This is a genomic window from Microcoleus sp. Pol8_D6, assembly GCF_036700965.1.
GTDB lineage: Bacteria > Cyanobacteriota > Cyanobacteriia > Cyanobacteriales > Microcoleaceae > Microcoleus.
The window spans coordinates 1-24761 of record NZ_JAUBPW010000074.1 but is presented as its reverse complement, the minus strand read 5'-3'; the positions used below and the strand labels follow the sequence as shown (position 1 = coordinate 24761).

Below are 24761 nucleotides of genomic sequence, written 5' to 3'. Positions count from 1 at the left end.
ACAGAATTTGCAGTCAGCGACGTTTTTCGGAATGAATTAGAATTGATTTTCAATGAGGGAGTATTTGACAACTCGGAAATCGCCCTTTGTGAAAATATCATTTATCCTGTATTAAAAGAAGTTTGGAAAAATTATCGCAGTAATTTTATCCTCTGAAGTCACCTAACCTTAGTCTATAATGAGAATCTGTCAGGAATTCCAGATTATATATTGGCGAAGCGCTCCCCCCTTGGCACAGTAGTTTTTTACAAGCCCTATTTCATATTAGTTGAAGCCAAGAAAGAGAGCGCATTTGATGAAGGATGGGGGCCGTGTTTGGCAGAAATGATCGCCGTGCAGCGACTTAACAATGAACCCGAACAAACTATCTTTGGTATTGTTTCTAATGGGGCAATGTGGCAGTTTGGCAAGATGAAATTAGAAATGTTTACTCAAAATAAATTTTTCTATACAATTCAGGACTTAGAGCGACTGTTTGCAGCAGTTAACTATGTTTTTAAACAGTGTGAATTACAATTAGAGGAGAAGGAAGTTCGGCAACAGATTATTTAAGGGATGTAACGGATGTAGCTGAGGTTAGGAAGAAGGAATAAGGAAGACACCACCAGTGATTTTGACACGGATACACGGATTAATTATCGAGCATGAGGCAGGAGTCAGAAGTTGAATAGCGATAATTGCTAAAATAAAAAAAAGACAAAACCAGAAAGGCGATTATTGTGAGCGATTCAACCGTAGACCAAATTTTAAAATTGGCATCTCAACGCGCCGATGCTGCTGAAGTATACTACCTATCGAGTCAAGACACCCCGATCGAATTTGAAAACAATCGCCTCAAATCCCTGCAAACCAAAGCAATGCAAGGCGTAGCACTCCGGCTAATTTACAACGGCAAAATCGGTTTTGCCAGTTCCACAGACTTAACGCGGATAGACGATTTAGTCGATGCAGCGATTCAAACAGCCGAAATCGGCGACCCCGCAGAATTTGAACTCGCCTCCAGCTTCCACCTAAAAGGCCCGGAAACCACCTACACTCCACCCACAACTCAAGAATTAGTCGAAAACGGCAAAAACCTGATCGAGCAAGTTCACGCCTACAATCCCGATATTATGGTAGATGTCGGCTTCCACGTCCGCAGCGGTCGGGTGAAAATTGCCACGACGCAAGATTTGTATGCCGAAAGAAGCAGCCAAATAATCAGCGGCTCGATCGCGGGAAATTTGGTAAAGGGAGAAGATTTTATGCAAGCATACAGTTACGACGTAGCGCGCGATCGTCCCCTCGACACCAACAGCATCCTCCAATCACTCCTCGAAAAATACCGCCTCGCCGAACATTCAGCCAGCATCACCAGCGGTTCCTACCCAGTATTATTTACCCCCAATGCCGCCGCTAGCACCCTCGGTGGCCTCTTTGATACCATCCTTTCAGGTCAAGCAGTAGTTCAAAAAGCCTCTCCCCTAGCCGACAAAATCGGCGAAACCTTATTTGACGAACGCTTTACCTTTTTTGAAGACCCCACTTTAGGCCCTTCTGCTTGTCCCTTTGACGACGAAGGTACACCCACCACCCGCAAAGTCTTGATAGACAAAGGTACTGTCACCGGATTTTATTGGGATCGCAGGTGGGCCGCTCGCGCCGGTGTACAATCAACCGGCAACGGTTTTCGTGGCGGATTGTCTCGCCCAGGCCCTGATTTGACTAACTTTTGCATTTCCCCAGGAAATACCGCCACTCAAGACTTGATTGCTAGCATGGATGAAGGTCTAATAGTAGAGCAGGTTTTAGGTGCCGGTCAGTCCAATCAGTTAGCTGGCGAATTTTCTGTCAATTTGGACTTAGGCTATAAAGTAGAAAAAGGCAAAATTGTGGGTCGCGTCAAGAATACAATGGTGGCAGGCAGCATTTTTGAAGCGTTTAAAAATTTGGCAGATTTAAGCAGCGAAGCCGAATGGGTAGGCGGTGCAGCCTATTTGCCAAGTATGCTGTTTCAACAGTTGGGTGTAGCTTCGAGGCAATAAGTTCAGTGCGTTTTTACTCGTTACCAGGCTCTGCCTGGTAATACATATCATGAGGCTTTGCCTCGAATTTGGATGAAAGCTTGCGAGGCAAAGCCTCTGGACATGGGTTCTCAGGCAGAGCCTAGGAACCAGTTAAACAAACATAGAAACAGTGTTGGCAATTCAACGCTTTGCTAATTCATGCAAATAGGGAAAAATAGGGAAAAATTTATAATGAAAGAGCCAAATGTCAAGGATGGAACTGGGAAGAAGAGAAAGCACTTTTTCTTTCTTTTACCTTTGGTTTTTTGCCTTTTAACTCTAGTGACTGGATGCGTTCAGTACGATGTTGGGGTTAACTTTGAGAGTCAAACTCGCGGCGAAATCGTGCAGCACATTAAACTAGGGGAAAGGTTGACGAGCTTCAGCAGCGAAACTGTTGCAGAATGGTTGAAAAGCGTAGAAAGCCGGGTGAGGTTGCTGGACGGAAAAACTAAACGGGTTTCCCCCACAGAACTTCTAGTGAGGATTCCTTTCAATAATGGAGCCGAGTTGCAAGACAAGTTCAACCAATTTTACAATCCGATCACACCAACCACAAAATATCGGACCGCAAGTCCGCTAGAAACCGATTTGCCGAAGTTTGAATCTCACCTTAGTGTCAAGCAGAATAATTTGTTATTGGTGCTGCGAAATCGCTTGAGTTTGGAATTGGATTTGCGCTCTCTTTCACTGCTTTCTTCTAATGGCAGTCTGCTGCTGAGTCCGGGGGGACTTTTGGAGCTTGACTTTAGCTTGAACACGCCTTGGGGCGCCGAAAGTATTGAAACAGTCGCCGGTGCGCTGGTTCCCGAAAGCTATCAGCAAGGAAAACAGTTAGTTTGGAAGCTCAAACCCGGAGAAGTTAACTATTTGGAGGCGATATTCTGGATTCCCAGTCCCGTAGGAATTGGGGCGCTGATTATTGCCTTATTTGTAGCTGCGGGCATTGCTTTGAAATATCAAATATTGCCAGCACTGGGAATCGGCAAAAAACCGCAAAACATCGGTCAAACCTAAAAAGGATATGCCCTAGAGGGGCGGGTTAACTAATATTTTCAATCAATTCTCAGAACTCCAATAAACCCGCCCCTCCCCGGATTTTATGGTTAATTGACCGGATTTGATATTATCAAAAGAAAATGATAACATCTGTCAAAAAAACAGTTGACAAATGGTAAATAATTTGCTTAACCTGAATTGAGAATTAGGAACAGAGAAAATGCGATCGCTAAATTTCTTCTTCATCTTTCTGATTTGCTTGGCTCTAGTATTATTCAGCATCGAAAATACAGAGCCAGTCGCGATTCAAGTTATCCAAGGCGTCCAAGTTAAAGCTCCGCTGTGCGTAGAACTAATTGTAGCGACCGGATTAGGGGCAACACTAGCGTGGCTGTTCAGTCTGTGGTCCAGAATGCAGCGAACCCTCGCGTTGCGCCAAGAGATTCGCCAAGTTCGCGAAAAAGAGCAGCGGATTCAGGAATTAGAACAAAATCTTGAACGCTATAAAGCCGAAGTAGAAGGCCAACAACCTTTGTTAGAAAGTGCAGAACCGATAAGTTTAGAAATAGCAGCCATTGAGGCCAAAGCTGCTGAAATAACCGCCAATTAATTTGATATGCTCTCTCGTTTTCCCAGAGGCAAAATCTAAAATCTAAAATCTAAAATCTAAAATCGAATGGCCGTTTCCCGAGACCAAGATGGGTTAGAAACGATTTCTGAGGGGATCGCAATTTTAATTGACCTAGCCGAACGGGGAGAAATTGATCCTTGGGACGTTAAGGTAATTGAAGTGTTCGATCGATGTCTGAGCAAGCTTACGAACGCCTGCGATGCCGATCAGAGTAAGGATTTCTCCGATTTGTCCCACTCCGGCCAAGCGTTTTTGTACGCTTCAATGCTGGTGTTGCTCAAAGCAGAAAGTATCGTCCTCTCCGAACCCCCCGCGAATCCCGACTCGGCCGACGAGCCGGCAGTAGAAGACGCAGAGCACTCAGGCGGGCGACACTTGCCCCAGCATTTAGAGCGACAATTGCGCCGTCGCGGTGTAGCTCAACTACCGCAAAAACGCCCGGTGACTCTCCCAGAACTGATTGAGCAGTTGCAGCTAATGAAAGCAGCAATGGAGCAGACAGTTACTCCCCGACGCCGCCCTACCTCAAAAATGCGATCGCAAGCGGCACAGGCTATCTTTGAGCTAGCTCACCAAGAAAATCTCGTAGAAACTGCTAGTGAACTCGAACGGTTTCTGACTCAGCGGGGCGCGGAAATTGACGAGGGTTGGCTGGACTTGGACAAATTGCTAGAGCTCTGGCATCATAACGATTTGCACTCTCCTGTCAACCCAGAACACCCGGTATCGACTGGGGAAGTTCACTTGCCAAATCATGACCGTGTGGGTATTTTTTGGGCGTTGTTGCTGCTATCGGCTCAGTCTAAAGTAGAGTTGCTTCAAGAGGAGTTTTATCAAGACCTCAAAATCCGCGCGCTTTGAGCTTGCAGGGTATTAGGTTATCGGGCGAAGCGAAACTAATAACTGTGCCGCTGCGTCGGTTAAAATTCCAGACAGAACCTCGCTCGCCGACATTCTGCTGCTGAGTCTCGAATGCGGACAGCGGAAGTGCGAAGTTTTTGCTGATTCCCGATTCCTGGTTTCTTAAATCAAGCAAATAGGGAAGAGTCATTGATAGCCTGGTACGATGTCGCCTATAAACAGGTCAGGATTTTGCCGCGCTCGATCGATTCGATCGCAATCGCTAGCATCTAATTGTTGAGTTTATATCAATTAACAGAGGGTTGAGGAAGTTAAGAATGAAAGCGATGATTCTGGCGGCCGGTAAAGGCACTCGCGTCCGTCCCATTACTCAGACAATACCCAAACCGATGATTCCCATCCTGCAAAAGCCAGTGATGGAGTTTTTGGTTGAATTGCTCCGACAGCACGGATTTGACCAGATTATGGTCAATGTTTCCCACTTGGCAGATGTGATTGAAAACTACTTCCGTGACGGTCAAAAGTTTGGGGTACAAATTGCCTATTCTTTTGAAGGGCGAATTAAGGAGGGAGAACTTATTGGAGAGGCTCTGGGTTCTGCTGGTGGCATGAAGCGGATTCAGGACTTCTCCCCGTTTTTTGATGATACTTTTGTGGTACTGTGCGGCGACGCTTTGATTGACTTGGACTTGACTGCGGCTGTGAAGTGGCATCGGGAAAAAGGGGCGATCGCTACTATTGTTATGAAATCGGTTCCCCGCGAAGAGGTTCCCAGTTACGGAGTGGTGGTAACAGACGAGTCTGGCAAAGTTAAAGCTTTCCAAGAAAAACCTTCTGTAGAAGAAGCTCTGAGTACCGACATTAACACTGGTATTTATATTTTTGAACCGGAAATATTCAAATACATCCCTTCGGGTCAGGAATATGATATCGGTTCGGAGTTATTTCCCAAGCTAGTAGCAGAAGGCGCGCCTTTTTACGGGATTAGCATGGACTTTGAGTGGGTGGATATCGGCAAAGTTCCTGACTATTGGCGGGCAATTCAGAGCGTGCTGCTGGGACAAGTTAAAAATGTTTCGATTCCGGGAATTGAAGTGCGCCCCGGCATTTACGCTGGTTTGAATGTAGCTGTCAACTGGGATAAGGTTGATATTACTGGGCCTGTTTACATTGGTGGGATGACGATCATTGAGGATGGAGCAAAAATTGTCGGCCCGACAATGATTGGCCCAAACTGTTGGCTTTGCAGTGGCGCCACTGTGGAAAACAGCGTGATTTTTGAGTATTCCCGTTTGGGCCCGGAGGTGCGGTTGGTTGACAAACTGGTATTCGGGCGCTACTGCGTTGATAAAACCGGGGCTGCGATCGATTTGCAAGCGGCGGCTCTCGATTGGCTGATTACTGACGCTCGCCAAGTTTTACCAACTCAGCAGGGAGAAGAGCGGCGGGCGATCGCAGAAATTCTCCGTCCTGAATAATTGGTAATTGCTCAAGGTAAGGTGCGCTAGGCGCACCCTACTTTTACATTTATAAGCTCAGCTTTTAATTCTGGTAATGTGCTTAGGTTGCACCTCAAATCTTGCACCATTCTCGCTTAACAGGCTTTCCGGCCTGTTCCACAAGAAAATCTACTCTTTGTGGAACAGGCCGGAAAGCCTGTTCATAAAAGGCTTCTTGACAGTGGTGCAACATCTCAGTTACACCCTACATTTTAAGACTGAAGATAAGTATATTGGCTGAGACTCCGCTCGTAATTTTGCAGCAAAAGCTGGGCCTCGGAAAGAGTAATTTTATTTTGCTGCAAAGCTGCTTCTGTCTGACGGCGAATGCTTTCAACCAAATTTTCTGAATCATACTGTACGTAGCTGAGGACTTCTTTCATAGTGTCTCCTTTCACAACGTGTTCGATATGATAGCCAGAAGGTGTTAGCTGAATGTGAACTGCATTTGCATCGCCGAATAAGTTGTGAAGGTTGCCCATAATTTCTTGATAAGCACCTCCCAAAAATAGCGCCAAATAGTAAGGTTCTCCAGGTTTGAGAGTATGCAGTTCCAAAACCGACTTCACATCTCGCAAATCGATGAATTGGTCGATTTTGCCGTCGCTGTCGCAGGTAAGATCGGCTAAAATACCACGTTGAGTTGGTTCTTCGTCGAGTCGGTTAATTGGCATAATTGGGAACAATTGGTTAATTGCCCAACTGTCGGGTACTGACTGGAAAACAGATAAGTTGATGTAATAAATAGACGCCATCACCTTTTCTAAGTCTTCCAAATCATCCGATACATATTCTTTTAGCCGCGCGATATTCTGTATTTTATCGCAGCAAGCCCAGTACAACTGTTCGGTTTTCGCCCGTTCCGCAATTCCCAAATAGCCTAAGTTAAATAAACTGACTGCTTCTTCCTTGAATTGGATAGCATCGTGATAAACTTCTTGGTAATTTTCGGGACTGATAGATTGGTAAATTTCGTAAAGATTGCGCGGAATTTGGTGCGCGTTTTCATCTACTGCTTCTGGTACTTCTCTGGGGACATCGCTAGTACCGAGCACGTCAAAAACTAACACTGATTGGTGAGAAGCGATCGCCCGCCCGCTTTCGCTAATGATAATTGGAACCGGGATTTTGCGCTCGTCGCAGGCATCTTTCACACCCGCTACTACGTCGTTAGCGTAGTTTTGCATATTGTAGTTTTTGGAAGCGTGGAAGTTTGTTTTAGACCCGTCGTAGTCAACGCCGAGTCCGCCGCCTACGTCCAAGTAGTTCATATTAGCTCCCAATTTAGCTAATTCTACATAAATGTGGCTGGCTTCTCGAATGGCGTCTTTGATGACACTAATTGAGGAAATTTGAGAGCCGATGTGAAAGTGCAGTAACTGCAAACAATCGAGCATTGCAGCTTTTTCTAGTTCGCCGACTGCACGCATAATTTCTGGAATTGTTAAGCCAAATTTTGCCCGATCGCCCGTGGAACCTCCCCAGCGACCAACGCCTTTGGTAGTGAGTTTTGCTCGCACTCCCAAAATTGGTTTAATCCCTAATGCTTTGCTCGCGGCGATTGCGAGTTCTACTTCCTCTATTTGCTCCAGCACAATTACGGAAGTTTGCCCTAGCCGCTGCGCCAAAATAGCAGTTTCGATGTATTCGCGGTCTTTGTAACCGTTACAAATTAATAAAGCGCCTGGGTTTTTTAAGGTCGCCAAAGCTATCATTAATTCCGGTTTAGAGCCGGCTTCGAGCCCGAAGTGATGGGGTTGACCGAAACGCACCAAATCTTCAATTAATTGTCGGTGCTGGTTGCATTTTACGGGAAAGACACCGCGATAAACATTTTTGTAATTGTACCGAGCGATCGCTCTGGCAAAACACGAATTTAAGCGCTCGATCCGGTCTTCCAAAATATCAGAAAATCGAATCAGCAGTGGCAAAGCCAAATTTCGCTGTTTCAGGGATTCTACCAGTTCGCACAAATCAAGGGAACCGCCGCGATCGCCCTTGGGAGACACTGTAACGTGACCGGCTGCATTGATCGAAAAATACGGTTCGCCCCAACCTTGAATTCGGTAGAGTTTCTCACTATCTTCTATAGTCCAAGATTCTTGTGGCAGTTGAGCCGCCGTTACCAAAGCACTGTCTGGTGCAGCCAAACTCGTGACTGTTGGCGAGTGAGTCGATAGCGGATCGAGATCGGAGAAAGCAGCGGTGGCTGGGGAACTCATCTTATCGGAAACCTCTTTTAGGAGTGGTCAAATAGATAGTTTATCGCACATATCGGGTTTCCTGATGCAGTTGAAAAATCACTTTGGGTACACGGGCTGGCGATTTTAGATTTTAGATTTTAGATTTTAGATTTTAGATTTTAGATTTTAGATTTGACTCTACAGATGGATGAAGGTGGGGGATTGAACTAAAATCTCAACCGTAATTGCTCTCCTGGACTTATTTCTTCAAGCAAGTATCCGTATGGAGGTGAATTCGGAAACCAGGTTTCCGAGTTCACCTGCACCAAGAGAGTGGTCGGACGATCGATCGCCCGACACACACTAACCAAAAATCACCTCCGGCGGCGCCATGTCAGCCCCCATCTTCAATCCCCCGTTGCTAGACTTCTTCAAGCCCGGTTGAGGTGCTTTTTCTGGGGTCTTCTGAGCCGGTGCAACTGAGGCTGGCGGTGTCACCTGCGTTGGAGGTACTGCCTGTGCTCCTGGCACCACGGGCTGCTGCGACAGCCAACCCAAACCCCCTACAGCCCCAGCCATCAAAGCGGTGTAGCCGATGTACAAATGCACCGGACGCATTTGAAAGCCTTCGCTTGACTCGGAGTCGGAAACAGACACATTCATACTGGGAATTGGACTCGGAGCGGGTTTGGGCAAAGCATTCGCCATAGCGCTGCCGTCTAGTCCCAAGGCGTCGCCCAGCCGGCGGATAAAACCTCTAATGTAAATATCTTGGGGCAGTTTGTCGAGTTCCCCATTTTCGATCGATTCGATGTGGTGCAGCGGCACGAGAGTTTGACTGTGGAGTTGCTGCAGGGATAGGGAGCGAATTTGCCGTCCCTTACGCAATTCTCTACCCAACTCCCGCAGGCACTCTTCTCGCTGTTGAACGGCTAAAGCTGCTTCTTCTTCCTTGGTGAGTTTTTTCGGCTTTTTGGGAAAACCGAACCCTGGGAAGGATTTTCCGGGGACTGTGACAGTTGCAGGTGGAGCCGACTCGACTTTAATTTCGTCTTGGGGCGCTTGTTTGCTGTCTTCAGAAGTGTCAGTGTCTCGATCGGCATTTTCTTCTGTGTCGGACTCGGTTTGGGGCGGCGCTTCCACACTAGCGCTGCGCCAATAGAAGACAGGAACAGCTACTGGTGGCTCCAATGCTTTAATTTCTGTCACCGTCTCAATGGCGGGACTTACAGCAGTAAAACTCTCTGGGGCTACTTGCGGTTCAATTTTGTTTTGTTTGGGAAATCGATCAAATGCGAGCTTGACGGCTTCTCTGCTAACTGCTCTAATTAAAATTTCGGCAGCGGAGGCTGCTTCACCCAACATTGTTTGCAAGCTAGCTAGAGCTTGGCTATAGGTGTCGCTACATACTAGTTCAGCTTCTATTTGACCTAGGACAGAACGAAAACTTTCTTGAGAAATTTCAATAGTTGGGTGATCTGTCACCCCAAAATAAGCCTCGGGTTTCAGTGCCATGATATTCATGTTGTCTTGGTAGAAGGTATCTGAGTACGTTCTTCGACAGGTTGGCAGTGATTCCGGATGTCGGTAGGGGCATGGGGCATCGGGCATCGGGCATGGGCATCGGGCGTGGGGCATCGGGCATCGGGCTTCCCAGGGCATTAGTAGGCCCTCACAAATAACCAATAACGCATAACCAATAACTAATAACCAATAACTAATAACCAATTCCCACTCATGCCCATGCCCTGCGCGGGCTAGTTCCCTGGGAAGGCTCATGCCCCATGCCCGATGCCCGATGCCCCATGCCCATGCCCCATGCCCGATGCCCAATTCCCCAGGACTATTGCTTGTGGATGCGATCGAGCAACCACAGAGCCCCGAAAATCCCGACAAAATGGGCAACAGTGGCGTGAGTATTGGCGAGTACCACAAATATATCTAGGGGCTGAATAAATCGGCCCACATCGACTGCGGCACCGAACAAGGCTTGCGGCTGAGCTAGAGATTTGGCTAAAAGCGTGCCGCTGATGGCTTCTGCGCCGATCAGCGTCAGCACCATTCCTGACAAGTTGCTCATCAGTGCCAGCCGCACCTCTTTGATGGTGTCTGCTTTTTTGGGGCGGACAGCGTTACCGGGCGATCGCAGTTGTCTCGACAAGCGGGTGAAGCGGAAAGAGCGATATACGCTGTAAGCGAGTACGGCCAGCCCGCAAATGGCAAAAAATACGCCGCCGCCTGTGCCGGCACTGTTTGAACCCGCAGTGGCGCTAGCCCTGGGGAGGGCGAAGGGGATGGCAAAGAGCAAAATGATCGCCGCTACCACCCCTAGCACTATCTGTACCCAGAAGCAAACCCAGCCTGTTGTACGAAGGGCAAAGGCTACTCGCTGTACGGCGACAGGAAGCTTATCGTTATCTAACTGATTAGTCATATTTTGAGCGGGTATAATTAATTGGCATTAGTTGGTGGCAGTTTTTTCTCTTCCGGGACGGTTGACGGCGGTTAACCCTCTTTATAATAGAAGTAGCAATGTTTAAGATTTGTAACTAACATTGAATTTCACATTTGAATAGCGTCGATCGCCAGGTACCCAAAGCAATGACACAACTACAACCCACCGTCACTCCCAAACTGGAACAGCCCAAGTTTGGCTTCAATAGCTACGCGGAACGCCTTAACGGTCGAGCCGCGATGATCGGTTTTTCTCTAACTTTAATTATCGAGTATGTCACAGGCCAGGGCTTGCTGTCCTGGTTAGGTCTCAACTAATTTTAGCAATGGCGCGGTCAGCCTTACACTTTGTCTTGACTCGAACGGCAGCGGGTGTGACTTCTGCTGACCGCGACAAATTCGGGAATTGATTAAAATATTAATTAGAAACAAGCCCAGCGACTTCTCTGTCGAGAGAGATCTGTTCCCGAATGCAATAGCTGGCTTTTGGAGGTGTATATGGGGTGGCATTTAGATTTGACTAGCTTGGCAATTTTGCCTCGCTCCCGTACAATTCCCCACAGGCGAGAAGATTAATTTAGGTAAAGCTAGTCTTTGAGCTAGAAATCCCGATCGTTCCGCCAACTCTAAGTTTTAGAGCTTGTAAATAAATATAGAACAGAGTAAAACCAAATGAATGCTTCGTGGACGCGACTTTTGAGGTCAGCTTACCGTAGAGAACCAATTACCAGCTTTGTTGTGACAGTGGGCGTTGTCGATGCAGCCATCGGCAGCATCGGTGCGAGTGGCTCTTTATTGGCTTTTGGGCTTGGCACCGCTGGGGTGGCGATGGCTCTCCGCTGGTGGCAATTTTACCGCTCTGGATCCGAACAAACCGCACCTGCTCCCGAATACTATCTTCCTCCTCAGTCTTCTAGACCTCAGTTGCCCGTGCTTAACGTGTCTAAAAAAAATCCTCCTTATTAAGATTACCGGGCAATGGTGACTGGGCGATGTGCCGATCGACTCCCTGGATCTGAGGCACTAAAAGATAGGGCAAGAAAGTCTTTCGATCTTGGATGCTTGGTGTATGAATATTTCTGTTGCCGAGAAACTGTACAAAATTGGCTCTGTAGCTGCCTGTAGTGGTTTGTCGGTGAAAACTGTTCGTTACTATGAGGAGATGGGCTTGCTGTCTCCTGCGGTAAAGCGATCGCCCGCTGGTTATCGCTTGTTTGGCGAAACGGTATTTAACAGGTTGGCGTTTATTAAACGATCTCAAACTCTGGGTTTGAGCCTTCAGGAGATTAAGGATATTTTACAAGTTCGCGATCGGGGGGAGTTGCCTTGTTCTGAAGCGAAGCAGCATCTCACGGCTAAGGTAGAGGAAATTTCCGTGCAAATTGCAGCCTTAGAAACTTTGAAGAGGGAGTTGCAAGGCATTCTCAACTGCTGGCAAGAGCAACCATCGCAGGCGAGCATTACTCGCACGATTTGTCCGAACATTCAGCGGGATTGAGCAGCGGAAAAATACAAAAAAAGGGAAGGAATTATCGGTTTCCTTCCCTTGATGGTTTTGTTGGTGGTTTTGTTGGTGGTTTTGTCGATCGTGTTGAGCTTTTAACTGTTTTCGCAAAGTTTGCTGTTGCTTTTTGAGTTGCCGAGCCCTGGCTGAGCCGCCTTTACCTTTGGAGTTTCTACCCTCGCTGCGAGGAGACTCCCAACTTTTTAGTCTCATGTTTTTCATTGTATGCACTACTTATATACTACACCGCTAGATTTTCACTGTCAAGTATTTTTTAGACTAATATTTCGTAGTGTCAACTTTTGACTGATGGGGATTTGCTACAGACATAGCGATGCTGCGCCCATTGCCTGCGGCTGGTTGCACCTACGTGCTTTTTGACAATTTGGGATGTAAGGGCGATCGCCTTTACGTCATTATTCCGCACTGTTTGCTACAATTATTTAAGTCAGCTTTAAGGACTGCAATGACTCAAGCTAACTCAATAACAAATGAATATCAAATAACTGTAAGTTCTCCGATATGGCAAAGAGTTGAGCAAATTGCCGGACAATTTAACTTGTCAGTTTATGAACTATTGGAACAGATAGCCGAAGGCAAACTGAAAGTGGTTGCGGTTCCAACTAATTCAGAAAAACTGAGCTATCGAGATATTGCAAATGCTTTGCTTTGGTTAGCCGCGCAAACTAATGTAGCAATCAACGTCCACAAGCTACAAAAACTAATGTATTACGCTCAAGCTTGGTATTTAGGAGTTTACGGTAAGCCACTATTTGATGCAGATTTTCAAGCAGGGATTCACGGGCCGGTTATTTCTGATTTATTAGAGAAGTATCAATGCCAATTTAGTTGGGAACCAATTACAGAGAAAATCGAACAACCAAAACTTCCCCAAAAAGTTGGGCAATTTCTCGAAGAAGTTGCGGAGGCATATTTTGAGTATGATGATGAAACTTTGGAACGAATGATTTGCAGTGAAAGGCCTTGGTTAGAAGCTAGAGGAGATATACCCAGAGACGCATCTTGTGATGGGATTATTTCTCACGAATCGATGAAAAAATATCATTCGGGTCGTGTCTTCTCTAAATAATGGAAGCGAGGGCGATCGCGCTTTTTGACAAGTTGCGATTTAAGGGCGATCGCGCTTTTTCAGCTTCAAGTATTCGGATTAGCTGTTGCCTTCGTGATGTACTGGATAATCGCGTCAAAATTCTTACGGATTTCTGCCAGTTGTTTTACCCAAGTATTAGAAGCAGAAATCGCTTCCTCTTCCTTCAGACGAGCGGCTGCAATTTGCTTCTCAATCTCTCCGTAAACTTGTTGCTCAAATTCTCGCAACTGCCATTCAAGTTGATATTCAAGGTTTTGAGCTATCGCGATAAACTGACTTGTAATTTCGCTTCGAGCCTCAGCCATTTTCTGCTCTTGCTCCTGTTCCTGTTTGGCTTTATAAAATTCCGCTCCGATTGAAACTAATGTTAGAAGAGGGCCGACAAACATAGCGACATTAGCTATGTCTTTAGCAATGTTGACTGCTTGCCAAGGTCGAAAGTTAAAGCCGATAAATTCTCCGACACCCAAAACAGTTTTATGGAGATTGCTTCCTACCACATCCATAGAGCGTAAAAAACCCCCTCCAGCAGTAGGTAAAAACCCTCTTGTCCCTAAGTCAGTAAGTTGACTTACATCAAGTCCTACTTTTTCTCCAACTTGGAAAAGCATTTCAACTTGCTCTATCAGTCGATTCCTATCTTCATTTTGTATAGATACTTTTTGGTTGACCTGCAAACGGGCTACAAACGCCTGGACTAACTTACTTTGCAGTATATCTTTAACTTCATCTTGTATTGACTCAACGGCTGTATTCACAGCTTGTTCCATTTCGCGCCCTGCTCTCTCATAGTGTTGTTGTAGCTTGATTTCAGCCTGTTTATTAAGCATCTCAAAGTTATCTTTGCCACCAACTGCTGAGGCTAGGATTCTTCCTTCATTAACAACTGCTGATGACAATAGTAGTGCTATGCTATGAATCTTGGTACGGAGACGATCGCGCTCTTTACGCACTGTGCGAGATAACCGGGTCAGCACTTCAAAAAAAGCAGAATCTTCGGTAGAGTTGCGAGTAAAGCTCAACTGAGCCTCATCAACACAGCTTAGAGCAATTCGGACAGGTGTATCAAAACGAGCAAGGGAGCCACGACGCTCTACAAACTGATTGAGAGCATCAATAAAAGTTGGAAAGCGGCTGATTTCCGTCAGAAAATCATCTTTATCATCAATGCCTTCACAGTAGTCTTTGGCATCGATAAAGCAGATCGGAAATTCATCAAGACTGTAAGGCTTCAGTGCATCAGCAAGACTTTTGCGGTAGTTGGCAATTTTTTGCTCTTCTTCTCCTGCTTCATCAGACATTTTATTAATAACCAGCATCATTTTCCAGCGATAGCCTTTTTCATAGGCTAACTTCTTGAAATTCTCTGCTGTCAATGAGTCAAAGAGCATATAGGTGAGGCAAAAAACCAGCAAGTCTGATTTGTTAATGGCATCATAAGTAATCTCATCGTGATCTTGGCGGTCTGTAAAAAGTCCAGGCGTATCAATTAGCTTGATGCCGTTCCAATCATAATTGGTAGTTTTATCAGTAGCAATATCAGCATCAATGCGGATATCGCGCCGTCCTGTCATGCCAGAAATGATGGTTGATTTACCTGCACTGTACTGCCCTACCAAAGCTACTCCGAGAATCCCCTGTTCTCGATACTCTTTTAATTCATCGCGCACTTTTTGGCGGATAGCTGTTAGTTCGGGTGTGTTTCCCTGAGCCAGTAAGTTGTCAAACTTTACTAGCGTCTTCTTGAAATAAGCACCAACATCGGCAGCTTTAAAGTTGGGGTTGTTCTGAGTCATGGTAATTTAGTCCTTTTTGGGAGATTTGAGATTGCTAAAGGAAATATCCTCTTGAAGGATGTGTTTGATATCCTCTAGTGATTTTAGTCGCTGAACTTTGGATTTTGTGACAATCTTCATGTTACGCCCGAAATTTCGCTCGACTTTGACCATGGTTTCCTTGATACGCTCATCTGTGAGAGTTTCGTTTTCTTCAGTACACCAGTCAATGATTCGCATAGCATAAGCACGATTTAGATAATTTTCTCCACGTGATAACTTCTCTTTTGCTTCTTCAAGCTGAGTCGCAAGTTCATCTAGTCTTTTAATTAATTCCTCAAAGTATGCATCAATATTCACGGCAACAGAATCACAAAACTTGCTGAAGTTAGCCTCAGCGTCTCTGAGGGTGGCTTGCTTATGCTTGCTCAATTGCTCATTTAGTAAAGTTGAAATGTTTTTAACAGCCTCGCCACGCTTTTGATCTTTTGATTTAAAGCGATCGGCAAGCCAATTGATCATCAAACCACTAACCATTACGATTGCAGTCGCAGCAAGCGCAGGTAAACCAAGAGGTGTTAAAGCTAGTCCTGCTAAAGGTATCAGAAGAATGCTACCTATTTTAAAAGCTAGTTTATTGAAAGTCTTTGAATCCTGCTCGACAAATTGAAAGTTCCCACCTTCTAGTTGAGCAATCAGTTTTAATTCATTTCCGACTTCTTCAAGAACTTCCTGAACTTCTTGGTTAAATTTTTCGCCATTCTCTAGATATGCGGCTTTCAGGCGTTCCTCAAATCGGATAGACTTTAATTTTTGTTCCCATCCAGACTTCATTTGATTTTCCTTGGATTCCCAATAAGCCTCAGCAAAGGATGGAATAGCATTGATAGCATCTTGAAAAATTGATACGATTTGTTGCTGTAAAGATTCACGGCTGTCCCTTCCAGCTCTATGGATTTGCTTTTCGATCGTCTGACGTTTATTTTTCAGCGTCTCTGTCAATTTTTCATAGACTAAAGCTTGTTGATTTACCCACTTATAAGGATTATCAATTGCACCTACGGTAGAACCAAGCAGAGTTTGAGAGCGACGAATTGCCCCATGATTAACCAGAGATACACGAATTAAATCAAGAAAATCCTGCATCCGACTTGCCTTAAAAAGCTCCTGTTTCTTCTTTGCGTGTTCTGGTTCGCGGGAAAGCTGCGCCGCCAACAGCATCACAGGAACAATATTGAAATAGTCATTAGCATAATGCTCTTGAGCGTAGCGACGGATACGATCAATGTGTCCGCCTAGACCACTTTGACCATCCATCACAAACATTTTATCGGGGTTCTTTAAGAAATGCTCCAACCAGCGAGAGTCGCGCAGGTTCTTATGGACATTCAGTAGAATAATTAATGGCTTGGCTTTTTCCTTTAGTAACCGCAAGAAAGCAAACTCACTCTCTTGGATACTGTCATTTGTCACGACATAACAAATTACATCTGACTCGTCGATAATACTTTTAGCAATTTCTTCATCACTTTTGCCACCCGGAGCACCAATCCTAGGAGTATCAATGATGCGAATATTCTTCCACTCGTACACCCGATTAAACCTAGTTGTGCGCTGCTTTCCTACACCTATCGCATCCCATCCATCATCTGTAACTATGGCGTGAAGAGTGCTTTTCCCCGCCTTAGTTCTGCCCATAAAGGTGATGCTGAAATGATTGAGAGCGCGTTCCTTGGCCCGAAGCGACTCCCGTACACTCTCCATTTCTTTAATAATCTCGGCACTCAGAGAGTTTCTAGTATCCTCAAGTTGCTTGGCGACTTCCTTAGCAGTGGTAGCTTGACCTTTACCACCTGTTTTATGTTTGATGTCTTCGATAGCCAGTTGAATATTTTTGCCCAAATTGGAAAGTGCTAGTAAAGCTCTTTTAAGTGCCAATTCGGCAAATTTGTAATCTTCATCAGCGATGACTGCACACTGACGAATCGCCTCATCATATTCTGGCCCCGTTAACAGGATTTCCCGGCGTATTTGCTCAACTTTTTGCTCACTCCCAGTGAGCTTTGCTACATTATCCACCAATGCGCGTGAAAGTAGAGAATCAGCCCCTGTAAGGAAACGCGCACCGAAAGAGACTTTCTGTTGTTGGTTGTGTTCGCCTATGAATCGGGTATCAGTGAAGGCTCCAACTTCTGCCAACTGTCGCTGTACTTCTCCCGTTGACCAGTTCCAAATCCCTGCTACTTGTTCCGCCATCTGGCGTTCTAATGCTGAACAGAAACCGTCAACATAGGCGATCGCCAACATTTGCGACATGGCCTCACTTTGCTCACCGGGCGACACTTTCCGAGCTAAATCCTCTACAGAAAGCTGGTTTTCCTCTTGAGCTAGAATTTTTTCCATCTCAGCGAGAGTGCGTTGAGAAGCGCCGATCTGCGTTGCTAGTTCGCGTAGTGCTTTCGACTCTTCACTGTGAATCTGCTGATCCGCACAGACCATGTGTGTGACTAATAGGAATGGGTAGTCTAGGTGTGCGGTGGTTTTTGAGATTAGGTCAGACATTTTAACTTATTCACTATTTTGATTTATCACTGATAAAGGCAACACACCAGCCATCGTGCAAGGTGCTGGATTTAGTCTGATCTTCTTCCTTATCCAAAAAAATTAACCAATTATTTGTAATTTGCCCACCCCCCTTGTTGCTGGAGTCAAGCTGAATCGTAACCGATACGGTAGTATCAGATGCTACCATATCTAGAATTTTGACGTTTCTAGGTGCAAAGAAAGATGATGCAAAATCTTGAGACTTACTACACCAGTAAGAAGTGCCACTATTTCCCTTGTTAACAATGTCATCTAAATATTGCTCCATAAACTTTGTAGCTGAATCTTTTACTGGATCGCTGGTTGGTGACGGCGCACTAGAGGAGGTAACGACCGTAGGTAATGGAGTTTGTTGACCAATTGGTATTCCTTTAAAGCTTAGAGCTGCTAAGACAATAACTCCTCCTGCCAGCAAAATTTTTTGACTCTGTGGATTCTCCTGAAGATGATTTTTAGATATTTCTAATACTTCTTGAAACTTTTGCTGTTTCATTAACTGAATAACTTGAGTCAAAATTTCAGGTTTATTTGCAAATTTATCTGTTGATAATTTTTTTGAATCTGAACTAACCTCTGCCTTTAGCTCAAACTCTCTATTCCAAGCCGGAAAATCCTCACCCGCCTGCTGCCCGTAAACCTTCACAGAAGCGATCGCCCCCGCCTTCAAATTCGTCAACTCCCTGCGAACAACCCTGATAGAAACCTCCTCATCAGGAACCACATCCGACTCCAGCATCACTTGCAAACAACCATCTTGCAAACTCGCAGTCGCCGTAATTCCCTTGTTTTGCAACGGAAGATTTAACAGACTGGCGATCGCCTCCACATCCCCAAGCTTAGCCCGTTCCTTCAAACTAAGCTGATTTGACTCCGTATTATCACTATAACTTGCCCGCCCCTCTGTAACATCTGCAACAGGCAATTTTTGCCCCGCCACTTCAAACTCTTGACTCCACGCCGGCACCTTCGCCCCCGTCTGTCGGCCGTAAACCTTGACTTTCTCAATCGATGCAGCCCCCAAGCCAGCGATCGACTTACTCGCCCACGGGGCCAATATTTGCTGGCTAGGCGCTTCTGCCGCTTCCAGCATCACCTGTAAACAACCATCCTTAAGGGAAGCTGCGGCGGTGATGCCCTTGGCTTGTAGCTGGCGGTTCAGCAGAAGCGCGATCGCCTTTGCATCTCCCTGTTTCGCGAGTTCCAAAATATTCGGTTGTGTCATAACAGGTAGATACAACTAGCGCTTAGCATAACTTTTTGTTGTCTTAAGTATAAATTCTTTCCTAAATACCCAAGCTTGTCAAGCCAGATAAAGTCATATTTAGTAGTTGTTTTCATCCCAACTAGGTCATAAAAAGTCACATTTAGTTGGTTGCTACTGAAAAAGTCATATTTAGTTGGGTTACAATCAGGTGAACCCCTTGCATCTACGTGACCGATGGACGTTGAAGAAGCTTTATAATTTGTAGACCATCTAGCTTTGACTACTACGGGAAAACATTTAGATAGTCTGCAAAAAGCTATATTACGTGGCGCTTGGGACAATCAGAAATATAAAGAAATTGCACAGCATCACAACCGTTCAGAGAAATATGTTAAAGAGGTTGGCTTTAAATTATGGAAACTTTTATCAGTTGCATTAGGCGAGGAACAAGTATCTAAAGCAAATTTTAGAGCAAAGCTGGAAAATTTACGAGTTGGCAATATCTCGCTTTTTGGCAATGGCTGTATTCATATTGGTAACATCTCTGCTGATAGTTCGCAATCCTCAAAAAAATTACAACCTGAACCGCAAGACAAGGATAGATTTAACGAAAAAACAAGCAATTCCGAACCGAAAGTACATTTAGACTTATCCGATGCACCAGAACCCAACCTATTCTATAACCGCACATCCGAACTCACCACCCTCGAAAACTGGATTTTAGGCCGCATCAGCATCTTAGGCTTATCCGGTATTGGCAAAACCGCCCCTACTCTCCAACTAATCTCACAAATTCAACACGAATTCGATCGCATTATCTGGCGAAGCCTCCGCAACTCCCCACCGCTGGCATCACTCCAAACCGACTTAATTAAATTCTGTAGGGGCGGTGCCCCCGTGCCCGCCCCCTATCCCGAAGAAAGGGCAACCACGGGGGGATTGCCCCTACTAGAATATTTACGATCGCACCGCTGTCTGATCATCCTCGATGATGTCCAAACAATCTTCAGCAGCCAACAACTCGCAGGAAATTACCAGCCAGGATATGAAAATTACGGCGCATTCTTTAAACAAATAGCAGAATCATCCCACAACAGTTGCTTAATTCTCCTGAGTTGGGAAAAACCCAGAGAAATCGCTACCTTAGAAAGCGAAAACCGCCCCTGCAAAACTCTGCAACTCAACGGCTTAGGCCCCGAAGCACAAGAAATCTTTAGAGAAAAAGGTTTAGCAGAACCGGAGAAATGGTCAGAACTAATCGACCTTTACCGAGGCAATCCCCTATGGTTAAATATAGTTGCAACTATGATTCAAGACTTACAGCATATTCCAGGTGAGTGTGGTACACTAATTTTAGTAGATTTGTGCAAAAAAATGAAACCTTATTCGATCGAGTTTCGTGAAAAAATAGTTAAAGCTTATGAACAATGTGATACATCCATTCGCAAAGTAGCTGCCAGATTTGATGTGAGTAAAGCTTTTGTCCAGAAAATCCTAAAACAAAAACAAGTGACGGGTCATGTTCAACCCAAAAAACCAGGTGGAAGCGTTAAAAGTGTGTTACACTCGCACACAACTCAATTGACGGAAATGGTAGAAAAATATCCTGATAGCACATTGTCAGAATATTGTGAATATTGGCTATCGACGCACAAGGAGTCTGTCAGCCCTAGTATGATGTGTCGTGAACTCAAAAAGCTAAATTTGACGCGAAAAAAAAAACAATCCGCAGTAGTCAGGCGGCCACAGAAAGAGTGCAAATTTTGAGATGTGAGTATTGGGAAAAAGTGAAAAACATCAACCCGGACAACCTCGTTTTTTTGGATGAAATGGGCGTTTTATTGGGGTTGATCCGAACCCATGCACGTTCACTATCTGGCAGTAGAGTCTACGATTTAAAACCCTTTTATCGGGGTGCAAAAGTCACAGTTGTCGGAGCAATTAGCTTGACGAAAGTAGTAGGATTAATGACGCTAAATGGGTCAATGGATGGCAAGGCCTTTGAAGTATTTATTGAACATTTTTTAGTGCCTAACTTATGGGATGGTGCAGTTGAAGTCAATTGATAATCTCCCAGCCCATAAGTTGGCAGTAATTGAACCCTTGATTCAAGCGGCTGGTGGGAGTGTCCTGAATTTATCACCTTATTCTCCTGACTTTAACCCAATCGAATTATGGTGGTCACAACTGAAAGCTTTTTTACGTCACTTCTCGGCAACCACTACTAAGATGGTTGACGTTTTACTGGCCACTGCGCTTGATTTGGTTAATATTAAACACTTCAAAAATTATTTTAAAAGCTGCTGCTACTGTACTTCATAAACCTGGAATACGCTGTAAGTTATCTTAATCGGTTCTCTGCATAAGTATAGGGAGCAAATGTGATCCAAATGTGAGTAACAGAAATTAGTCGCTCACTTTTCCCTCACTTTCATCAATGACGCTAGAAACAAGACGAAATAATAAATAAGCAGTTGGCTTGACAAGAAACGTTATGACTGCAACGAATGTAGAAAAATTAGTAGAACACTCTTGGCATCACCTCTCTGTCGAGAAAGTGGCTCGGATTTTAGAGACTGATCTGGAAATAGGTCTATCTTCTGAGGTGTCAGCGGAGCGGCGCGAGATCCTCGGCCCCAATCAACTAACGGCTCAGAAGCAGCAAAGTGCCTGGTTGCGATTTTTTCAGCAACTGAATCAGCCGCTAATCTACATTTTGTTAGCTGCTGGGATAGTAACAGCATTTCTGAAAGAGTGGATTGATTCAGGGGTAATTTTTGGGGTTGCTCTGACGAATGCCACCATTGGTTTCGTTCAAGAGTCAAAGGCAGAGAATGCGATCGCCGCTTTAGCAAAATCTGTTGCAACTGAGGCAACCATTCTCCGCCACGGTCAAAAGCAAGTAGTTTCATCCAGTGAACTGGTTCCTGGCGATCTCGTCTTGCTGTCTTCTGGGGATAAAGTGTCTGCGGATCTACGGCTGATCGAAGTCCGTGACTTACAGGTTGATGAATCAGCGTTAACGGGAGAATCTGTCCCGGTTCAGAAGCAATCCCAGGCGCTAGAGGCAGACGCTGCACTGGCCGATCGCACAAACATGGCGTATACCGGAAGCCTGGTAACGTTTGGACAGGGACGCGGACTCGTCGTCAGCATTGGTGACATGACCGAGACCGGACACATCTCCCAACTCATGCAGCAAAGTACCACACTGGAAACCCCACTGAGTCGCAAAATTGACAAATTTAGCAAAACCTTGCTCTATGTCATTTTAGGTTTGGCTGCCTTCACGTTTGCTGCAGGCATTGCCCAGAGATTTTCTTGGGTTGAGGTGTTCAAGGCATCTGTGGCGCTTGCCGTCAGCGCAATTCCTGAAGGCTTACCCGCGATTTTAACGGTGACACTGGCGATCGGGGTTTCCCGGATGGCAAAGCAGCACGCCATTATTCGCAAACTTCCGGCAATTGAGACGCTGGGCAGCACCACCGTGATTTGTTCCGACAAAACCGGAACCTTGACTGAGAATCAAATGACTGTTCAGGAGATTGATGCCGGTGGAAAGCGATATCGGGTTAGCGGTGGAGGATATGCACCAGACGGGGAAATTTCTGTAAATGGAAATTCCGTTGATTTGACGATCGCACCTGCTTTATATGAATGCTTGCAAGCAGGACTTTTGTGCAACGATTCGCATCTAGAGGTGCAAGATGGAAACTGGACTTTAGTCGGTAGTCCAACGGAAGGGGCGCTGGTTGCGGTAGCCCAAAAAGCGGGGTTAATTACTGAGAAACTGGAGGAAGCGTTTTCCCGGGTCGATACACTGCCGTTTGAATCTCAGTTTCAATACATGGCAACCTTACATGACGATCATCCAGAACGGTTGATTTATGTCAAGGGTTCAATTGAGGCAATTCTGAAGCGGTGTCACCAGATGCTCGATGAAGAGGGAGAGGCGAGATCCATCAACGCCGTGCCGATCGAGCAAACCGTGGACAGAATGGCGAAAAAAGGGTTACGAGTTCTGGCACTTGCCAAGAAAGTTGTACCCGCTTCTCAATCTTCAATTGAGCATTCTGATATTGAGCAAGGGTTAACTTTTCTGGGTCTGCAAGGCATGATCGACCCGCCTCGCCCCGAAGCGATTCAAGCGATTCAAGCCTGTCGATCTGCGGGAATTCAGGTCAAGATGATTACGGGCGATCATGCCAAAACAGCAGCAGCGATCGCTCACCAAATGGGACTAAATCAAACCCAAGAGGCTCCCGTTTTTACCGGTCAAGAACTCGCTCAAATGAACCAGCAGCAATTCGCCAATGCTGTTGAACAAAGCTGCGTGTTTGCTCGTGTCGCACCAGAGCAAAAGCTCCGCATTGTCGAAGCACTTCAGTCTAAGGGCGAGATTGTGGCGATGACTGGAGATGGAGTTAACGATGCTCCCGCCCTGAAGCAAGCTGACATTGGGATAGCGATGGGTATTACAGGCACCGAAGTTACAAAAGAAGCAGCGGATATGCTGTTGACAAACGACAACTTTGCTTCGATCGAGAAAGCAGTTGAGGAAGGACGCACGGTTTATAAGAATCTGCTGCGGGCGATCGCCTTCATCCTGCCCGTGAATGGTGGAGAGTCCATGACCATCTTGATTGCCGTACTTCTGGCAACCCCGCTACCCATTTTGCCAGTACAAATTCTCTGGCTGAATATGGTCAGTTCAGTTGCGTTGAGTTTACCGTTGGCATTTGAGCCGCCCTCTCCCGATGTCATGCAACATCCACCTCGACCGGCCAATGAACCGCTGCTGTCTCGCAGGCTGACGGCTCGCATTCTGACAGTTTCAGTGTTTAACTGGATTGCGATCTTTGGGATGTTTGAATGGATCGTCCAAACCACAGGCAATGAAGCTCTAGCCCGGACGATGGCAATTCAAGCATTGGTGGCGGCCGAAGCTTTTTACCTATTAAGTATCAGTCGCTTCGTTCCGGCGATCGTCGCCAAACTACGCGGTAAAGATGAATCAGTTGGCTATGCGGTAGCGATCGGCATTGGGGCTATTTTCATTCTCCAATTCCTGTTTAGCCAATTGGGCATTATGAATCAGTTATTCGACACAGAAGCTTTGAACCTAATCCAAGGCTTAATTTGTATCGGATTCGGACTGCCCATGATTCCTTTGTCAGCTTTGCTAAAGCGTTTTGCACCTCTGAACTAAGTGGTTTTTGTGATGCGTCTATTGCCAGCAAGTTTACACACTATTTACCAACTTTGTAGCGTTGAATATTGAATGTTTCTCATGAATTACCAAAACCTCAAACGTGCTAGCGGCCTATTTACTAATCATCGAAACGCAGAGCAGGCGCTAGTTGAGCTAAAAAGCCGGGGCTTCCCCATGCACAAGATTTCAGTGATTGCTAAACCTTCTGACCATGATGATTTGGACTCTCTGGGAGTGCAGCAAATTTTAATCACAAGAGCAACAGGCGCACAAGTAGGCGCGATCTTAGGCAGCATAGGACTAGGTTCATTAGCGTTAATTGTTGGACTCAGCAGCCTGCTAATTCCCGGTATTGGTCAGGCATTAGCGGTTGAAAGCCTTTTAGCAACTTTCGTTGGAAGTGGGATTGCTGCAACTGCTGGCGGTCTATATGGCGCACTTCAAGGATGGTTTGTGCCAGAAGAACAAGCAAGAATTTACAACGGCAGATTTAACCAGGGAGATTATTTGATCGTCATGGAGGCAAAAGAAAATGAGATCGTGATTGCTGAACCTGTCCTTAAACGTTGGGAGATTCTGACGTGGCGTGTCTGTGATGCTACCTAATACCACTTCTCCAAAAATATGCTACAATAGCACTTCTAGCAAAAGGACGATTGTATGAAAGTAAATTACCAAG

Annotated in this window: 23 protein-coding genes; 16 read left to right on the top strand and 7 right to left on the bottom strand. The window is 45.6% G+C overall.

The window, feature by feature from the left end; all coding sequences use genetic code 11:
- Nucleotides 1-210: 210 nt before the first annotated feature.
- The 5 genes from QUA10_RS23965 to QUA10_RS23945 all read left to right on the top strand — a co-directional run bounded on the left by QUA10_RS23965 (nucleotide 211) and on the right by QUA10_RS23945 (nucleotide 4536).
- On the top strand, nucleotides 211-552 hold the full coding sequence (locus tag QUA10_RS23965) for a hypothetical protein (protein WP_333084979.1): 342 nt from the start codon (nucleotides 211-213) through the stop codon (nucleotides 550-552).
- Between the two features lie 167 nt (nucleotides 553-719).
- Nucleotides 720-2024 (top strand): TldD/PmbA family protein, encoded by a 1305-nt coding sequence (locus QUA10_RS23960; protein ID WP_333084978.1) that lies wholly within the window; start codon nucleotides 720-722, stop codon nucleotides 2022-2024.
- 213 nt (nucleotides 2025-2237) lie between these two features.
- On the top strand, nucleotides 2238-3062 hold the full coding sequence (locus QUA10_RS23955) for a DUF3153 domain-containing protein (RefSeq protein ID WP_333084977.1): 825 nt from the start codon (nucleotides 2238-2240) through the stop codon (nucleotides 3060-3062).
- A gap of 202 nt (nucleotides 3063-3264) precedes the next feature.
- The gene (locus QUA10_RS23950; RefSeq protein ID WP_333084976.1) at nucleotides 3265-3654 is read left to right on the top strand and encodes a LapA family protein; all 390 of its coding nucleotides are present in this window, start codon (nucleotides 3265-3267) and stop codon (nucleotides 3652-3654) included.
- 66 nt (nucleotides 3655-3720) lie between these two features.
- A complete protein-coding gene (locus QUA10_RS23945) occupies nucleotides 3721-4536 on the top strand; it encodes a segregation/condensation protein A (protein ID WP_333084975.1) in 816 nt (271 codons plus the stop codon).
- Here QUA10_RS23945 and QUA10_RS23940 read toward each other — a convergent pair.
- Nucleotides 4517-4726, bottom strand: a complete 210-nt coding sequence (locus QUA10_RS23940) for a hypothetical protein (RefSeq protein ID WP_333086391.1) — start codon at nucleotides 4724-4726, stop codon at nucleotides 4517-4519. The two genes, QUA10_RS23945 and QUA10_RS23940, sit on opposite strands and share 20 nt — an antisense overlap.
- 127 nt (nucleotides 4727-4853) lie before the next feature.
- On the opposite strand from QUA10_RS23940, the gene QUA10_RS23935 reads away from it, so the two are divergent.
- Nucleotides 4854-6014, top strand: a complete 1161-nt coding sequence (locus tag QUA10_RS23935; protein ID WP_333084974.1) for an NDP-sugar synthase — start codon at nucleotides 4854-4856, stop codon at nucleotides 6012-6014.
- Between the two features lie 233 nt (nucleotides 6015-6247).
- On the opposite strand, the gene speA is transcribed toward QUA10_RS23935, so the two are convergent.
- The 3 genes from speA to QUA10_RS23920 all read right to left on the bottom strand — a co-directional run bounded on the left by speA (nucleotide 6248) and on the right by QUA10_RS23920 (nucleotide 10652).
- The gene (gene speA, locus QUA10_RS23930; protein ID WP_333084973.1) at nucleotides 6248-8257 is read right to left on the bottom strand and encodes a biosynthetic arginine decarboxylase; all 2010 of its coding nucleotides are present in this window, start codon (nucleotides 8255-8257) and stop codon (nucleotides 6248-6250) included.
- 324 nt (nucleotides 8258-8581) lie between these two features.
- Nucleotides 8582-9733 carry a helix-turn-helix domain-containing protein gene (locus QUA10_RS23925; RefSeq protein WP_333084972.1) on the bottom strand — a complete coding sequence of 384 codons (1152 nt, stop codon included), beginning with the start codon at nucleotides 9731-9733 and terminating at the stop codon, nucleotides 8582-8584.
- A gap of 328 nt (nucleotides 9734-10061) precedes the next feature.
- Nucleotides 10062-10652 (bottom strand): DUF3611 family protein, encoded by a 591-nt coding sequence (locus tag QUA10_RS23920; RefSeq protein WP_333084971.1) that lies wholly within the window; start codon nucleotides 10650-10652, stop codon nucleotides 10062-10064.
- 167 nt (nucleotides 10653-10819) lie between these two features.
- On the opposite strand from QUA10_RS23920, the gene QUA10_RS23915 reads away from it, so the two are divergent.
- The 5 genes from QUA10_RS23915 to QUA10_RS23895 all read left to right on the top strand — a co-directional run bounded on the left by QUA10_RS23915 (nucleotide 10820) and on the right by QUA10_RS23895 (nucleotide 13266).
- Nucleotides 10820-10990: a hypothetical protein gene (locus QUA10_RS23915; protein WP_172186391.1), complete on the top strand. Its 171-nt coding sequence runs from the start codon at nucleotides 10820-10822 to the stop codon at nucleotides 10988-10990.
- A gap of 354 nt (nucleotides 10991-11344) precedes the next feature.
- A complete protein-coding gene (locus tag QUA10_RS23910) occupies nucleotides 11345-11638 on the top strand; it encodes a hypothetical protein (protein WP_333084970.1) in 294 nt (97 codons plus the stop codon).
- Nucleotides 11639-11741: 103 nt separating this feature from the next.
- On the top strand, nucleotides 11742-12170 hold the full coding sequence (locus QUA10_RS23905) for a heavy metal-responsive transcriptional regulator (RefSeq protein WP_006632299.1): 429 nt from the start codon (nucleotides 11742-11744) through the stop codon (nucleotides 12168-12170).
- Complete coding sequence (locus tag QUA10_RS23900) at nucleotides 12167-12307, top strand: hypothetical protein (protein ID WP_333086389.1); 141 nt, start codon at nucleotides 12167-12169, stop codon at nucleotides 12305-12307. Before QUA10_RS23905 ends, QUA10_RS23900 begins: the two co-directional genes overlap by 4 nt.
- A 203-nt stretch (nucleotides 12308-12510) precedes the next feature.
- Nucleotides 12511-13266, top strand: coding sequence for a type II toxin-antitoxin system antitoxin SocA domain-containing protein (locus QUA10_RS23895; RefSeq protein ID WP_333084969.1), 756 nt, complete (start codon nucleotides 12511-12513; stop codon nucleotides 13264-13266).
- 65 nt (nucleotides 13267-13331) lie between these two features.
- On the opposite strand, the gene QUA10_RS23890 is transcribed toward QUA10_RS23895, so the two are convergent.
- From QUA10_RS23890 to QUA10_RS23880, 3 genes are read right to left on the bottom strand one after another with little or no spacing between them, the layout of a single operon-like run.
- Complete coding sequence (locus QUA10_RS23890) at nucleotides 13332-15083, bottom strand: GTPase (RefSeq protein WP_333084968.1); 1752 nt, start codon at nucleotides 15081-15083, stop codon at nucleotides 13332-13334.
- A gap of 6 nt (nucleotides 15084-15089) precedes the next feature.
- The gene (locus tag QUA10_RS23885; RefSeq protein ID WP_333084967.1) at nucleotides 15090-17624 is read right to left on the bottom strand and encodes a GTPase; all 2535 of its coding nucleotides are present in this window, start codon (nucleotides 17622-17624) and stop codon (nucleotides 15090-15092) included.
- 13 nt (nucleotides 17625-17637) lie between these two features.
- Nucleotides 17638-18888 (bottom strand): hypothetical protein, encoded by a 1251-nt coding sequence (locus tag QUA10_RS23880; RefSeq protein ID WP_333084966.1) that lies wholly within the window; start codon nucleotides 18886-18888, stop codon nucleotides 17638-17640.
- 258 nt (nucleotides 18889-19146) lie between these two features.
- Between QUA10_RS23880 and QUA10_RS23875 the strand changes: the two genes are divergently transcribed.
- The 5 genes from QUA10_RS23875 (at nucleotide 19147) to QUA10_RS23860 (ending at nucleotide 24688) form a co-directional block, all read left to right on the top strand.
- Nucleotides 19147-20637, top strand: coding sequence for an IS630 transposase-related protein (locus QUA10_RS23875; RefSeq protein ID WP_333084965.1), 1491 nt, complete (start codon nucleotides 19147-19149; stop codon nucleotides 20635-20637).
- A gap of 20 nt (nucleotides 20638-20657) precedes the next feature.
- Complete coding sequence (locus QUA10_RS23870; protein WP_333084964.1) at nucleotides 20658-20936, top strand: transposase; 279 nt, start codon at nucleotides 20658-20660, stop codon at nucleotides 20934-20936.
- Nucleotides 20914-21192 (top strand): transposase, encoded by a 279-nt coding sequence (locus QUA10_RS29185; protein ID WP_445243604.1) that lies wholly within the window; start codon nucleotides 20914-20916, stop codon nucleotides 21190-21192. Before QUA10_RS23870 ends, QUA10_RS29185 begins: the two co-directional genes overlap by 23 nt.
- A 172-nt stretch (nucleotides 21193-21364) precedes the next feature.
- On the top strand, nucleotides 21365-24079 hold the full coding sequence (locus QUA10_RS23865; RefSeq protein WP_333084963.1) for a cation-transporting P-type ATPase: 2715 nt from the start codon (nucleotides 21365-21367) through the stop codon (nucleotides 24077-24079).
- A gap of 81 nt (nucleotides 24080-24160) precedes the next feature.
- Entirely contained in the window at nucleotides 24161-24688 is a 528-nt protein-coding gene (locus QUA10_RS23860; protein ID WP_333084962.1) for a hypothetical protein, read from the top strand.
- Nucleotides 24689-24761: the final 73 nt, after the last annotated feature.